Source organism: Gemmatimonadetes bacterium SCN 70-22, assembly GCA_001724275.1.
GTDB lineage: Bacteria > Gemmatimonadota > Gemmatimonadetes > Gemmatimonadales > Gemmatimonadaceae > SCN-70-22.
Genome location: MEDZ01000007.1, coordinates 16772 through 31503 on the forward strand (window position 1 = coordinate 16772; position 14732 = coordinate 31503).

The 14732-nt window shown below is 69.6% G+C and carries 13 protein-coding genes; 9 read left to right on the plus strand and 4 right to left on the minus strand.

Annotated elements, in window-relative coordinates:
* The first annotated feature begins 324 nt into the window (after positions 1–324).
* Positions 325–3036: a hypothetical protein gene (locus ABS52_05380; protein ODT04316.1), complete on the plus strand. Its 2712-nt coding sequence runs from the start codon at positions 325–327 to the stop codon at positions 3034–3036.
* A gap of 129 nt (positions 3037–3165) precedes the next feature.
* On the opposite strand, the gene ABS52_05385 is transcribed toward ABS52_05380, so the two are convergent.
* Both ABS52_05385 and ABS52_05390 read right to left on the minus strand, forming a co-directional pair.
* Positions 3166–3858, minus strand: a complete 693-nt coding sequence (locus ABS52_05385; GenBank protein ID ODT04257.1) for a hypothetical protein — start codon at positions 3856–3858, stop codon at positions 3166–3168.
* Positions 3859–4006: 148 nt separating this feature from the next.
* Positions 4007–4705 (minus strand): hypothetical protein, encoded by a 699-nt coding sequence (locus tag ABS52_05390; protein ID ODT04258.1) that lies wholly within the window; start codon positions 4703–4705, stop codon positions 4007–4009.
* Between the two features lie 164 nt (positions 4706–4869).
* Here ABS52_05390 and ABS52_05395 point away from each other — a divergent pair, with 164 nt between their 5' ends.
* The 6 genes from ABS52_05395 to ABS52_05420 all read left to right on the plus strand — a co-directional run bounded on the left by ABS52_05395 (position 4870) and on the right by ABS52_05420 (position 10216).
* A complete protein-coding gene (locus ABS52_05395) occupies positions 4870–5919 on the plus strand; it encodes a hypothetical protein (protein ODT04259.1) in 1050 nt (349 codons plus the stop codon).
* 72 nt (positions 5920–5991) lie between these two features.
* Positions 5992–6990 carry a hypothetical protein gene (locus tag ABS52_05400; protein ID ODT04260.1) on the plus strand — a complete coding sequence of 333 codons (999 nt, stop codon included), beginning with the start codon at positions 5992–5994 and terminating at the stop codon, positions 6988–6990.
* A gap of 33 nt (positions 6991–7023) precedes the next feature.
* Positions 7024–8313 carry a sulfite dehydrogenase gene (locus ABS52_05405; GenBank protein ODT04261.1) on the plus strand — a complete coding sequence of 430 codons (1290 nt, stop codon included), beginning with the start codon at positions 7024–7026 and terminating at the stop codon, positions 8311–8313.
* Positions 8314–8471: 158 nt separating this feature from the next.
* On the plus strand, positions 8472–8993 hold the full coding sequence (locus ABS52_05410; protein ID ODT04317.1) for a hypothetical protein: 522 nt from the start codon (positions 8472–8474) through the stop codon (positions 8991–8993).
* Between the two features lie 192 nt (positions 8994–9185).
* A complete protein-coding gene (locus ABS52_05415; GenBank protein ODT04318.1) occupies positions 9186–9671 on the plus strand; it encodes a hypothetical protein in 486 nt (161 codons plus the stop codon).
* 2 nt (positions 9672–9673) lie between these two features.
* A complete protein-coding gene (locus ABS52_05420; protein ODT04319.1) occupies positions 9674–10216 on the plus strand; it encodes a hypothetical protein in 543 nt (180 codons plus the stop codon).
* Positions 10217–10285: 69 nt separating this feature from the next.
* On the opposite strand, the gene ABS52_05425 is transcribed toward ABS52_05420, so the two are convergent.
* Positions 10286–11614, minus strand: a complete 1329-nt coding sequence (locus ABS52_05425; protein ID ODT04262.1) for a hypothetical protein — start codon at positions 11612–11614, stop codon at positions 10286–10288.
* 12 nt (positions 11615–11626) lie between these two features.
* Positions 11627–12661, minus strand: coding sequence for a hypothetical protein (locus ABS52_05430; GenBank protein ODT04263.1), 1035 nt, complete (start codon positions 12659–12661; stop codon positions 11627–11629).
* 141 nt (positions 12662–12802) lie between these two features.
* Here ABS52_05430 and ABS52_05435 point away from each other — a divergent pair, with 141 nt between their 5' ends.
* Positions 12803–13162 carry a hypothetical protein gene (locus ABS52_05435; GenBank protein ID ODT04264.1) on the plus strand — a complete coding sequence of 120 codons (360 nt, stop codon included), beginning with the start codon at positions 12803–12805 and terminating at the stop codon, positions 13160–13162.
* Between the two features lie 163 nt (positions 13163–13325).
* Positions 13326–14717, plus strand: coding sequence for a hypothetical protein (locus tag ABS52_05440; GenBank protein ID ODT04265.1), 1392 nt, complete (start codon positions 13326–13328; stop codon positions 14715–14717).
* Positions 14718–14732 lie beyond the last annotated feature (15 nt).

The window sequence follows — 14732 nt, forward strand, 5'->3', positions numbered from 1 at the left end:
GCTCCCGTGGAGTTGCGCGTAAGGGGCGCAGGTAGCACGATCTACCCGCGCCGGCCGAGGGACCGGTGCATCTTCACCCCTCGCTTGAAGGTGACAATGTCGCACAGTGCGCGACGCGCTCGCTGGCTGGCCGGTGGTGCCGCCCTCGTCCTGGGTGCGGTGGCGCTCCCGGTGCCGGGAGGCGCCCAGAATGCCCAGCAGAACGACGAGGAGTACACGCGCCTCATCAAGGAGAACCTGCGCGACCCGCGCATCACGACCGAACTGGTCGACCATCTCCCGGCGTCGGCCACCGTCCCGACGCCGCTCAAGTTCCACGGGCGGATCGTCGGCCAGCCGGGGGAGCTGACCTACGCCAGGGACATCCAGCGCTACTTCGACGCCCTCGCCAAGGCGTCGCCGCGGGCGAAGTTCTGGACGATCGGGAAGTCGGAAGAGGGGCGCGACATGTTCGTCCTCGCGATCGCCGACGAGGCGACGATCCGGGATCTCGACCGGTACAAGGGGTACCTGGCGCAGCTGACCGACGCGCGCAAGACGAGCGACGACCAGGCGAAGGCGATCGTCGCCCAGGCCAAGCCGATCTACTGGCTCACGAGCGGGATGCACTCGCCCGAGACCGGCGGTCCGGAGACGCTGCAGGAGCTGGCGTACCGCCTCATCGTGGAGGAAACGCCGTACGTGCAGGCGATCCGCAACAACGTGATCACCTTCATCACGCCGGTGATCGAGGTCGACGGGCGCGAGAAGCAGGTGGACACCTACTACTTCAACAAGAAGCGCCCGCAGGGGAGCGAGCGTCTCCCGCTGATGTACTGGGGGAAGTACGTGGCCCACGACAACAACCGCGACAACATCGGGCAGTTCCTCAAGCTGTCGCAGCACGTGAACCGGTTCTTCCTCGAGTGGCACCCTCCCATCATGCACGACCTGCACGAGGCCTCGAACTACCTCTACACCTCGACCGGGACCGGGCCGTACAACGAGGCGATCGACCCCATCACGGTCGACGAGTGGTGGCTCCTGGCCAAGACCGAGGTCATGGAGTTGACGAAGCGCGGCGTGCCGGGGGTGTGGACGTACGGCTTCTACGATGGATGGGTCCCGAACTACATGTTCTTCGCGGCGCATGCGCATAACGCGACGGGACGCTTCTACGAGGTGCAGAGCTACGGGCCGGATACCACCACGGTGCGCCTCGGCGCCACGCAGACGAGCCGGGAGTGGTTCCGCCCCAACCCGCCGCTCGCGAGCATCAAGTGGGGGCCGCGCAACAACGTCAACATCCAGCAGTCGGCGCTCCTCATCGCCCTCAACCACGTGGCGAAGAACAAGGAGACCTACCTGGAGAACTACTGGCTCAAGAACAAGCGCCAGGTGGAGAAGGGGCGGAACGGTCCGGTGCACGCCTGGGTCATCCCGGCGGGGCAGCGGCGCAAGGGCGAGGTGGCCGATGCGGTCAACGCCCTCCGGACACAGGGGCTCGAGTTCCACACCGCCAGCGCCGCGTTCAAGGCGGGGAACGTCGAGGTGCAGGCGGGGGACTACATCATCCGCGCCGACCAGCCGTATCGCATCATCCCCGAGATGTACTTCTCCACGCAGAACTTCCCGCCGGCGAACCCGCGCCCGTATGACGACACCGGCTGGACGTACCAGCTCACGCGCAACTTCAAGGTGCTGGAGGTGACGGACAAGGCGATCCTCACCGCCGCCATGGCGCCGGTGACGGCAGACGTCAAGCCGGCCGGGGGGATCGAGGGGACGGGGCCGGTGGTGGTCGTGGAACACACGACCGACAACAACCTGATGAAGTTCCGCTTCGCGAATGCGTCGGTGCGGATGCTGGCCGCCGAGGCCGACTTCACGCTCAACGGGAAGAGCTATCGCGCCGGCTCGTTCATCATCCCCAGCGCCGACCGTGCGCGCCTCGACGCCTCGCTGCGCGAGCTCGGGCTCACCGCGGTCGCGGTCGCCGCGGCGCCCACCGTCGCGACGCACGATCTCGACATCCCCCGTATCGGCTACGTGCACGCCTGGCAACGCACCCAGGACGAGGGGTGGGTGCGGGCCGCGCTCGACACGTATGGCGTCCCCTACACGTACTTCGCCGACCAGAAGCTCAAGGAGGGAAATCTCCGGGCGAAGTATGACGTGATCGTCTTCCCGCACGTCGGGGGGAACGCGGTGTCGCAGGTGAACGGGATTTCCAGGACGTCGGCCCACCCGCTCCCCTACAAGAAGACAGCAGCCACGCCAAACCTGGGCGCCCTCGACCAGTCCGACGACATCCGCGGCGGCATGGGAATCGAGGGGCTGGCCGAGCTCGCGAAGTTCGTGCGTTCGGGGGGGACCCTGATCGTCGAGGGGTCGACGGCGACCATCTTCCCGACCTTCGGCCTGACCTCCGGGATCACGATCGAGGAGCCCGCGGCCCTGTTCGCGCGCGGGTCGATCATGCGGGGGATGATCGCCGACAAGGCGAGCCCGATCGTCTATGGCTACGAAGGGGGGCAGTTCCCCGTGTACTTCAATCAGGCCCCGGTCATCAGTGCGGGGGGAAGCGGGGTGCCGCCGCAGTTCGCCGCCCTCCTCGGTGGTGGCGGGGGGCCGAGCCAGAACATCACCCCCATGGCCGGCCGGTTGCACCTGTCGCCATGGGAGCCCGACTCGTCCGCGGCGCGACGCGTCAGCGAAGGGGCCCAGAACGAGGCCGCCAACCTGCGGTCCATGGCGGCCCAGTTCGGGATCAACCTCGACCAGGGGCGCCCGCGCGTCGTGATGTCGTTCCCCACCAACCCGAACGACATGCTGCTGTCGGGGACGCTGCAGAACGGGCAGCTCCTGTCGGGACGCGCGCAGGTCGTCGACGCCCAGGTCGGCGACGGACACGTGGTCATGTTCGCCATCCGTCCCTTCTGGCGGTGGCAGACGCAGGGGACCTACTTCCTGGGCTTCAACGCGATCCTCAACTGGAACGACCTCAACGCGGGGAAGGGGAGCCAACCCGCATCCACGACGTCGCCAGGTCGCTAGCGCTCGAGATCCGCGCCGGCACTGCCCGAGAACGAAAGGCGAGAGGGCGAGCACACCAGCTCGTCCTCTCGGCTTCTCGTCTTCTCGTCTTCTCGTCTTCTCGTCTTCTCGTCTTCTCGTCTTCTCGTCCTAAGACGCCTTGATGTAGGCGCACCCCGCTTCCTGCGCACGAATGACGGCAAAGACGCCGGATGGCTGCAGGATCACGCCGGGGACGAGGGCATCGAGCGCGACCTTCTGCGCCGCCTCCTCGCTGGACTTGTCGGCATCCTTCACCAGCGCGACCAGGTCCTGCAGGGCAAGGTTGCACGCCAGGACCGTGACGCCGCGCGCCAGCTGCTTGTGGAGCCCGGCCTGGTCGAACGGGGCCGGCACTCCGTCCTTCTCGTCGATCAGCGCCGGGTTCTTGTCGATCGGTTCGCCGGTGAGCGGATGGGTGACGCCCTTGAGCTTGGCGATGCCATAGCGGTCCCAGAACGACGGCTGCATGGCCAGGACGATCGCGTTGTGGCGAATCACGATCACCGGCGACATGTCCTTCGGGGCGATCCTGAGCACCTGCTGGTATTGCCCGACCCACGCGTTGGCGCGCCAGACTCCGAATCCGCTCTCGATCTCGGCGACGTCGAACACCGCCTTGTGGCGTCCGCTGATCCGGGTCGGCCAGCTGGTGTTCCACTCCTCGGCGACGGGACCTGTCGGCCCACTTCGGTGGGCGGCGGGCGCGGATTGGATCGGAAGGAGATCGAGCGGGAGCGACCAGGCGCCGAGCAGGGCGGCGCTGGCGGTGGAGCGTCCGAGAAACTCGCGGCGCGTCGACATGATGGGGGTCCCTGAGGGGAAGAGTTCCTAAAAACCTAGCCCATCCGTCGCGAGCGCAGCAAGCGCGCGTGTGCCGGGCGGCGACGCGACACAGGGGCGAACGCCGATCGCGCTCGCCCCTGTCTCGTCCCCCGGGGGGATGAGCCCCTCACGCCGACCGGATGTAGGTGCACCCGGCCTCCTGCGCCCGGGTGGCGGCGAAGACCCCCGACGGCTGCAAGATCACGCCCGGGACGAGGGCCTCCACCGCGGCACGGTGCGCCGCGTCGTCGCCGAGCTTGTGCTTGTCCTTGATGAACGGGAGGATGAAGGCGCCCAGCGCGAGGTTGCAGGCCAGCACCACGACCCCGCTCGCCAGCTGCTTGTGCAGCCCGGCGTTGGTGAACGGCGCGGGAATGCCGTCCTTCTCGTCGAGCAGCACCGGGTTCTGGTCGAGCGGCTGCCCGGTGAGGGGGTGCATGACGCCCTTGGCCTTGCCCACGCCGTACTTGTCCCAGAACGACTGCTGCATGGCCAGGATGATGGCGTTGTGGCGCAGGACGATGACCGGGGAGAGCTGGGCGGCGGTCACGTTCATGAGCTGGGCGTACTGCCCGGCCCACGCCGCGGCGCGCCAGACGCCGAAGCCGCTCTCCACTTCGGCGACGTCGAAGAGCGCCTTGTACTTGCCGGTGATGCGCGATGGCCAGGAGAGATTCCATCCGTCCTGGGTGGCGGGCGAATCGTTAGGTGGGGCAGCCGGTGCCGCGGCCGCGGGGGAGGGGTGGAGGGCCAGCGGAAGGGCCATGGTGCCGAACAGGGCGGCTCCGGTGGCTCCCTGTTGCAGGAAGGCGCGACGCGTCGACATGGGTGTCCCTCGAGGGAAGGGTCGAGCGCACTACATAGGGATGGCCGGGGGGGAATTGCAAGCAACCCGGGCGGTGGCCTTGGCTGGATGGTTGAGCAGGTTTAATGGCCGAGCCCGTTGAATTGGCGCCGGTCCCCCCGCTCTATTCGGGGATGAACTCCCACATGCCGGATCCCCCCCGTGGAGTGGAGCGCGGCCTCGCCGCGCGCGTGACGCGCATCGCCCCCGGCTTCGCGCTCTCGGTGGCGCTCACGGCCGTTGGGGTCGCCCTGTCCTCGTTGTTGCACCCGCTGCTCGGGCGCGCGGCGCCCGACGCGATCGTCCTGTCGCTGGTGGGCGGGGTCGTCGTCCGGGCGCTGTGGGTGCCGACGTCCCGCTTCCAGCCGGGGATCGGCTTCTCCGCGAAGGAGGTGCTGGAGTGGGCGATCGTCCTGCTGGGGCTGACGACCAACCTCCGCACCTTCGCCTCGGCGGGCGGCCCGCTCCTGGCGGGGATCATCGGCGCGGTCACGACGGCGATCGTCGTCGGATTCGTCGTGGGGCGCGCCGTCGGGCTGAGCCACCCGCACGCCCTTCTCGTGGCGAGCGGCAACGCGATCTGCGGCAACTCGGCGATCGTCGCCGTCGCGGCGGTGAACGGTGCCACGAAGGAGGAGGTCGCCTCATCCATCGCCTACACCGCGGTCTTCGGTCTCGCCGTCGTGCTCGCGCTCCCCGTCCTTGCTCCGCTCCTCCACCTCAGCGACTTCCAGTACGGCATCGTGACGGGGCTGTCGGTGTACGCCGTCCCCCAGGTGCTCGCGGCGGCGTATCCCGTGAGCGTGGTCTCGGGACAGACCGGGATGCTCGTGAAACTGGTACGCGTGCTACTGCTTGGCCCGGTCGTCCTCCTGGTGGCGCTGTGGGAGCGGCGCCGCGGCATCGCGCGTGACACCGCGGCGACGCGGAAGGCTTCCTATCTCCCGTGGTTCGTGGTGGGGTTCATGGTGGCTGCCGTCGTCCAGACGGCGGGGGTGGTGCCGTCGCCGGTCACGACGGCGGCCAAGGCGATCTCGCACTGGGCGACGATCGCCTCCATGGCGGCACTGGGGCTGGCCGTGGAGGTGGCGGCGGTGCGGCGTGTCGGGGGGCGGGTGGCGGCGGCCGTCACGGCATCGCTGGCGTTCCTGCTGGTCCTGAGCGTATGGTTGGCGAGAGTCGTGTTGCCCACCTGAACGGGTAGGTGGCGCGATTGCGGGCCGTTGACGGGCAGGAAGTATATTACCGTATCGGCGTATCTCGGAATAATGATCCAGAGCGAGGGGAAATCCATGGGCAGGAAGCTGATGGGGATGGCGCTGGCCGCCACGGCGGTCGCCCTGGCCGCGTGCCAGGGAGCGGGGAAGGAAGCGGCGCCGGCGGCGGCCGCCGCCGGCGAGGGCAAGGCGGTCCAGTTCGTCGAGGCCAACTGGCGCCCGGCCACCGAGCAGGACATCCCGAACGACTCGTTAGGTGCGTCGATCCGCCGCGGGCTCTACCTCCTGCGCTTCACGCCGGAGTCCCTCCCCAACTACGCCACCTCGAGCCTGCGCTGCACCAGCTGCCACCAGCAGGACGGGCTCAAGGCCAGCGCCGCCCCGCTCACCGGGAGCCACGCGCGATTCCCCAAGTACATGCCGCGCACCGGCGCCGTCATCGGCCTCGCCGACCGCGTGAACTACTGCTTCACCCGGTCGCTGGCCGGCAATGCGATCCCGGTCCAGAGCCGCGAGATGCAAGACATCCTCGCCTACCTCTATTTCATCTCCAGGGACGTCCCCGTCGGGACGAAGATCGCCGGCACCGAAGGGCTCATCAGCATGAAGGACACCCTCGACGGCGACATCGCGCGTGGCGAGACGGTCTTCAAGCGCGACTGCGTCGTCTGCCACCAGGCGGACGGGCAGGGAAATGCCGCCTTCCCCGCGCTCTGGGGGCCGAAGTCGTACTCCATCGGGGCGTCGATGGCGCGCCAGGAGCGGGCCGCCTCCTTCATCTGGCACAACATGCCGCAGACGAAGCCGGGGTCGCTGACGCCGCAGGAGGCGTTCGACGTCGCGGCCTTCATCAACTCGCACCCCCGGCCGGATTCGCCGGGGAAGGAACAGGACTGGCCGACGGGCGGGGCACCCAAGGACGTCCCGTACGGCACCAACGGGCACGAGGCCTATCGCCCGCCCGCGACGCTGGTGCCGCGCAAGAACCCCAAGGGGACCATCGTGCCGAAGCCGGCCCCGATCGGTGACAGCCGCAAGGCTGGGGAGTAGACCATGTCGACGTCGACCCGCGCCCCCCGCGCGGTGGCTGCCCCGGGCGATGCCGACCGGGACGCCTCGGCGGAGGGGGGCGCCCTCACCAGGCGCGACCTGCTCGCCGGGGCGGCCGGCGCCGTGGGCGGTGCGCTCCTCACCGGCATTCCCGGTGTAGCCTCCAGCCAGGCGAAGCCGCCGGCCACGGCGCGACCGGTCGTCCCGGCCGATCCCACCAAGGTCCAGGGGGCACCCACCAGCGCCGTCGGCAAGCGCACGCCGTTCTTCGATCCCGCGCGCAACCCGACCGGTGAAGTCGTCGGCAACTCGCTGACGCCGATCGAGAAGCTCAGCGGGACGATTACCCCCGCCGACCTGCACTTCGAGCGGCACCACGCGGGAATCCCGGCCATCGATCCCGAGCGGCATACGCTCATGGTGCACGGCCTGGTCGACCGTCCGACCGTCCTGACGATGGAGGACATCAAGCGCTTCCCGCAGGTGACCCGCACGTACTTCATCGAGTGCTCGGGAAACGGGCGCAACGCCTTCCGCGATCCCAAGCCCGAGATGACGCCGCAGAAGGTTGCCGGCATGTCGTGCAACACCGAGTGGACGGGCGTCCCGCTGGCGGTGATCCTGCGCGAAACGGGCGTCTTGGATTCCGCCAAGTGGTTCCTGGCCGAAGGAGGTGACGCCTGCCTCATGACGCGCTCCGTCCCGATCGAGAAGGCGTGGGATGATGCCATGCTGGTGTGGGGGCAGAACGGCGAGCTCCTCCGCCCCGAGCAGGGCTTCCCCCTCCGCCTCCTCCTCCCGGGATGGGAGGGCAACATCAACATCAAGTGGCTGCGCCGCCTCGAGTTCGGGACGCGGCCGTGGATGACGCGGTGGGAGACGTCGAAGTACACGGACCCGCTCCCCAACGGCACGGCGCGCTCGTTCAGCTTCGAGGTCGACGCCAAGTCGATCATCACCTCTCCCGCCCACCCCGACGTCCTCAAGGGAAAGGGGTGGCGCCCGATCAACGGGATCGCGTGGTCGGGACGCGGGCGCATCACGCGCGTCGAGGTGTCGACCGACGGCGGCGCCACGTGGCACGAGGCGGAGTTGATGAATGCGCCGACGCCCAAGGCGCACGTGCGCTTTCAGTACATGTGGAACTGGAACGGACGGGCGTCCATCCTGCTCAGCCGCGCGACCGACGAGACGGGGTACCTCCAGCCGACGAGGGCCAAGCTGATCGAGGTGCGCGGGATCGGCACCGACTTCCACTTCAACCCGATCTACGGCGCCCGGGTGCAGGCGGACGGCAAGGTCTTCTTCCACGGGGAGACATGATGCGGCCCTTGATCGTCGGACTCGGCGTGCTGGCCGTGGCGGCGTGCGGTGGCGCCGAAGGCGCGCGTGGACGCCGGGGCGACGCCGCGGAGGGCGCGGCCGCTCCGCCAGCGGCAACGCCGGCCGCGCCCGCGTTCGCCGACTACGACGCCGGTGCGGTGGCCGGAGGTCCCGGGCGCGACAAGCGCTACGGCTTCGGTCGCAAGGCCACCGACGCCGAGATCGCCAGGTGGAACCTCGACGTCGGCCCCGACGGCGCCGAGCTCCCGCCGGGGAAGGGGTCGGTGGCCGAGGGCGAGCAGCTGTACCAGGCCCAGTGCATGATGTGCCACAACCGGAATGGCGAAGGGGTGCCGCCGCTGTACCCCGCACTCATCGGACGCGACCCGAAGGCGGAGGGCTTCCACTTCGCCAGCGACCCGAAGCTGGTGAAGACGATCGGCAACTATTGGCCGCATGCGACCACCGTGTTCGACTACGTGAAACGCGCCATGCCGCTCACCGCGCCAGGGTCGCTGACGGACAACCAGGTCTATGCGCTGACGGCATTCCTGCTGTCGGCCAACAAGGTCATCCCCGCGGATGCGGTGCTCGACGCCGACGCCTTGCGCGCGGTCAGGATGCCGTACGCCGACAAGTTCGTCCCCGACGATCGTCGGGGCGGTCCGGAAGTGAAATGATCGGTGCCCCGACCGAGCCGCCGTCCCGGGATGCGGCCCGGCGGATCGCGAGGTGAAGTCTCCCACCCCACCCGTCCCACCCGTCCGCTCAGCGAGACGGCAACGCGAGTTCCCACGAAAGGAGGAATCATGGCGCACGCAGCTGCATCAGAGTCACCCCCGGTGACCGCCTCGCGCGATGAGGCGTCGGGGATGCCCACCTGGCTGAAACTCGGCATCGTCTTCGGCCTCGTCGGGGCCGCCTCGGTCGTGCTGTGGGGACCGATCGGCGTGTCCGGCACCTACCCGCGCGTCATCGGTGCCATCACGCGCGTGGTCGACCCATCGTACGCGGCCTCGAACCCGTACCTGGTCAAGATGGGTGAACTGTTCAAGCCGGAGACCTGGCTCGTCGTCGGCCTGATCATCGGCGGCTTCGTTGCCGCTCGCACGGGACGCCAGCCCAAGGCGCCGGCCATCGAGAAGGTGCATGCGATGGAGACCACGGTCGGCAAGCGCTACCGTGACGCCTTCCTCGGCGGCCTCCTGATCGTCTTCGGGGCCCGCATGGCCGGCGGCTGCACGTCCGGGCACATCATATCAGGGATCATGCAGCTGTCGATCAGTGGCATGATCTTCGGCGCGGCGGTCTTCGCGTCGGGAATCTTCACCGCGAAGATGATTCGCAAGGGGGCGTGATCATGGCACCGCTCTATGCACTCCTCGTCGGCGTCGCGATGGGCGTCCTCATCCAGCGCGTGCGCGCCTCGAGCCCCGGGATGATCCTGCAGAACCTGCGGCTCGAGAACCTGTCGATCATCAAGTTCATGGCGACCACCATCGCCGTCGGGATGATCGCCATCTACGTGCTCGACCTGTTCATTCCGCAGGCAATGCATTTCGACGTCAAGCCGGCGTACGTCGTCGGAGTCGCGCTCGGCGGGCTGATCTTCGGCGTCGGCTTCGCCCTCGGCGGCTACTGCCCCGGGACGTGCGTGGTCGGGGCCGGCGAAGGCAGGAAGGATGCGTTGTGGGCGGTCGGGGGCGGCGTCGTCGGTGCCCTCCTCTTCACGCTGCTCTACAACGTGCTCTTCGACCCGTTCATCAAGCCGATGGACCTGGGCAAGGTCCGCCTGCAGGACTACATCCACATTCCCACCGTCGTGCTGGCGCTGCTCGTGGCGGGGATCATGCTGACCATCGTCAAGATCCTCCCGACCACGCCGGGACGCCCGGCCAAGTAGCACGGCGCGGGCTCCGCGCGCCCGCAGGTGCGCGGAGCCCGCCGGTCCCCACGAGGCGCGCGGCGCCTGCTACTGCCGCGGGGTGAAGGAGAAGCCCAGGAGCACCGAGTCCTCGAACATCGAGTTGGTCACCGATGTCCCCGGCAGCGCGCCGTTGGGGCGCACGATGGGACCGGTGATCGAGTTCTCGAAGGCCCGATAGTAACCGAGGTTGAGCTGGAGCTCCTTCGTGACCTGCAGCCCGAGCCCGAAGGTGGCGTGATGCTCGATCACCGCGGGCGCGGGAATGTTGAACATCGATTGCCCGTCCGGGATCGGGTTCTGGGAGTAATTGTACCCGCCGCGCAGCGTCACGACGTCGTTGGCCTTGAACTGCACGCCAGCGGCGACCACGGCGATGTCGTCCCAGCCGAAGCCTTTCACCGAGCCGTCGGCGTTGAACCCCTTCTCCTTGAAGCCGTTGGTGCTGCCGTAGGTGATGTACTTGCCGTCCAGCGCGATCGACAGGCGGTCGTTCGGCGTCAGGGCGATCCCCGCGGCATACACGGCCGGGACGTCCATGGCAAAGCTGAAGGTGCGTGCGGTGTTGTAGCTCGCGAGGTTCGGGTTCTCGTAGACCGCGTCGTACTCGAAGTCCTGGAAGAGCTGCGGGCTGGAGTACGACAGGCCGACGGCGAACTTCGGCGTGGCCTGATAGAGCACTCCCGCCTGGATCCCCGCGCCGAAGGCGCCATCGGCGTGTGCGGCGCCGGAATAGTAGGCGCGATCGTCCTGCGTCCCCGGCGTCTTGTCGGGGCCCGGGTCGAAGGCGGGGGATGCCGTGGGCATCGGGTCGACCGCGAGCGAGGCCCAGTCGACGTTGAGCGCCACGCCGAGCTTGAGCTTGTCGGAGGCCGACCACGCAAGCGCGGGCGCGATCTTCATCAGCGAGAAGTTGGAGTACACTTGCCCGAATCCGTTCGGGCGCGGCATGAGGATCGGGTTGCCCGGATCGGCGGCGTAGCGGACGCCGAAGCCGCCGATGCCCAGTCCGCTCAGGCCGACCACGAGATCGCCGTCGTTGAATGACGTGGTCCAGCCGAAGGCCGGGATGGGAACGAACTCGCTGCGGCTCTGGGTGGAGCCACGGAACGTGCCGAAGGCGCTCTCGACCGTCCGCGAAGGCTTCATCATCTCGAAGCCCATCTCGACGTGCGTCCCCTCGAAGAGGGCCAGCCCGGCCGGGTTCACGTAGAAGGCGCCGAGGATCGAATGGGGGGCGGCGACGCCCGCTCCCCCGAGCGCGGAATTGATGGCGCCGACGCCGTGCAGGAGGTGGCCGTCGGTGGCCCGCGCCGTGAGGGGGGCGAGGACGAGGCACGCCGAGAAGGCAAGGCGGAATGCGCGACTGCGTATCATGGAGTCCTCCCGTCAGTGCTGACGAGAAAGCAGGGCAGGATGCAAGGCGCCGCGGCCCGATCGCTGCGGCGGGACGGCGCGTGCGAGCTCCGTCCGGATGGCGTGATCCAACGGTGGATCGATGGGAAAGGCCTCCTGGAAGGCGAGGGGATCGGTGGTGGGCGAACGGCGGGCGAATGACAGCCACTGCTGCCGATACGCCTCCGCCAGCTCGGGAAGGGCGCGTTTGGTGAGGTAGGCGCCGCACCGCACGGCGCCGAAGCTCGCGCGCCACGCCTGCTGTTCACGGTTGGAGCGATCGTCCGCGCCGCGCGAGGCGAGGCGCGTCACGAGTGGGAAGCACAGCTCGCGCACGAGGGCGAAGAGGGATGCGTCGCCGTCGGCGGCCGGCGGCAGGTAGGCCACGGCCGCGAGGTTGTCCGCGGGGTCGTCGGCGCGACCGGTGAAGATGCGCCCCTCGGGGCCGAGCGCCTCGGACAGGAGCACGACGCCGCTTCGCAGCCCCTGGGCCTCGAGGTAGGGGGCAAGTCGGGGGGCGAAGGCCTCATCCCATCGCCGTTGCATCGCCACGAGCGAGGGCGACGGCGGGAGCGCCGCCGCGGCGCGCTCGACGACGGGGGCGAGCGCAGCGAGCACGGCGCGCTGGTCGGGACGCGGGAGGACGTCGGCGAGGGCGGCGGATGCGAACGCCGTCGGTTGCCCCCGCGCCGGAACTCGACCGCTGGCGGCGGCGCGCAGCGTGGCGGCCACGAGGCGGGCGTCACCCGGGGGGAGATAGAGCGGGAGGAAGTGCAGGACCTCGTAGCTGGCATCGCGCTCGAGGGTCCGGCCGATCGAGTCGGGGAGCGGCGCCGCGTATCGCGGGCGGTAGTAGGGGAGCGGCCCCGGCCCCGACGCGTGCGCTCCCGCCATCACGGCGAACCAGGCCCGGGCACCGTCGGGGGCGACGAAACGCCATCCGCTCCCCTGGGCGCCGGCAGGGGTGCTGGCCAGCGCCGCCGCGAGGATCAGCGACGGCCAGGCCGACAGGCGGGAGGAAGTGCACATGCGCGGGTTCGACGGTATGCACATTCGCGACCACAGGAATGTCGATCGCGGCGCTGCACACGCGCATTGGGGAAACCCCGGAGCGTGCGTGCGGGAACGCGCGCCGTACCCGGGGGGAGAGGGGCGCGTTACATTGGAACCATGGCACTCAAGCGCGGCGCCCGTGCCGGGGCCAAACGGCAGCTGACCCCCGGGTTGCTGGCCATGGTCGCTCGCCGCTTTCGCGCGCTGGCCGAGCCCGCCCGCCTGCACGTCCTGCATGCGCTGGAGGGCGGGGCGCGCTCGGTCTCGGAGCTGGCCGAGGAGACGGGAATCGCGCAGGGGACGCTCTCGAAGCACCTGCAGGTGCTGCACGAGGGGGGCTACCTGAAGCGCCGGCGCGACGGACAGTTCGTCTACTACGAGCTGGCGGACGCGCAGGTCCTGCAACTGTGCGAGCTGATGTGCGGGCGACTCGAGCTGGAGGTGGACGCGGTGCGGGGGGCGATCGCCCGGCGCTGAGGCCCGCGCGCGCCGAGACGCCGAGACGCCGAGACGCCGAGACGCGGGTGACAGGAACGGCACGATAAGGGTTGACGGGGTGGCTATATGACTATATGGTTATATAGGTGCGCGGCGAACACGGCCGCGCATGCCACGTTCCCACCGATCACCCCTGTCACGCATGCGATACCTCACTCCTGCCGGGCTCCTCGGCGCGGCGCTCCTCGCGGGAGCCCCGCTCGGAGCCCAGGGGGCCGCCGCACGGCTGACGCTCGGCGATGCCCTCGCGCGCGCGGAGCAAGGCGCCTACGCCAACCGCGCCCACGGCGCCATGGCCGACGCCCAGCGCGCCCAGGCGCTCCTCCCGCTGCGTGGTGTGCTCCCCAGCGTCCGCTTCGATGCCGGATTCATGCGCACCACCGATCCGATCGGCGCCTTCGGCACCTCACTGCGCCAGCGGATCATCACCCAGCAGGACTTCGACCCGCGGCGCCTCAACTACCCCGCCGTGGCCCAGAACTACACCGGCGCCGTCGTCCTCGAGCAGCCGCTCCTCAACGCCGACGCCCTCGTCGGGCGCAAGGCCGCCACGCGTGCCAGCCACGCGGCCCGCGCCAACGCCGAATGGTCGGCGATCGGGACGCGCGTCGACGTGATCCGCGCCTATTACGGCGCCGTCCTCGCCACCGAGAAGGTCGCCACGCTCGAGGCCGCGGTGCGCGCCGCGCGCGAGCACGTGCGCCAGGCCGAGCTCATGGCCAGGAACGGTCTCGTCACCCCGTCGGATGCCCTCCTCGCCTCGGTGAAGGCGGGGGAGGTCGAGACGCAGTGGCTCGAGGCACAGGGCGACGCGCAGAACGCGCGACTCGGCCTCGCGACGCTCCTCGGCACACCGGGCGACACCACGTGGCAGCTCCCCGACGGCCTCCCGGCGAGCGATGCCCTGCGCGCCCTGGCCACCGAGGCGCTGGATGCCACGGCGCGTGAGGTCCGGGCGGACGTCGACGCCGCCCGCGCGGGGGCCGATGCGGCCAGCGCCGACCTCACGCGCGCGCGCTCGCTCTACATGCCGCGCCTCAACGGCTTCGCGCGCTACGACTGGAACTCCGCCGCGCGCCCGTTCGGCGGCGACAACAACTGGACCGTCGGCGTGATGGCCTCCTGGACGCCCTTCGCCGGCGCCTCCGAGCTGGCCGACGTGCGCACCACGAAGAGCCGCCTCGCCGCGGCCGATGCGATGCGCGACGGGGCCGAAGCCAAGGCGCAGCTCGAATTGCAGCAGACGGCGACCGCCATCAGGACGGCGCTGGCCCGTCTCGAGATCGCGGAGCGCGGCGTGCGCCAGAGCATCGACGCGCACCGCATCGTGTCGAAGCGGTACGCGGGGGGGCTGGCCCCGGTGGTCGAGCTCCTCGATGCCGCCGCGATCGAGACGCAGTCGCGGCTGGGGCACACGGGAGCGCGCTATGCCCTCCTCGTGTCGACCGCCGAACGGCGCAAGGCGCTCGGGCTCGACCCGGCCGCCCTACGTGCCCTGGATGATGCGCCCGTCGTGGCGCACTCGAATCAGTAGCCCCTCACGGACAAC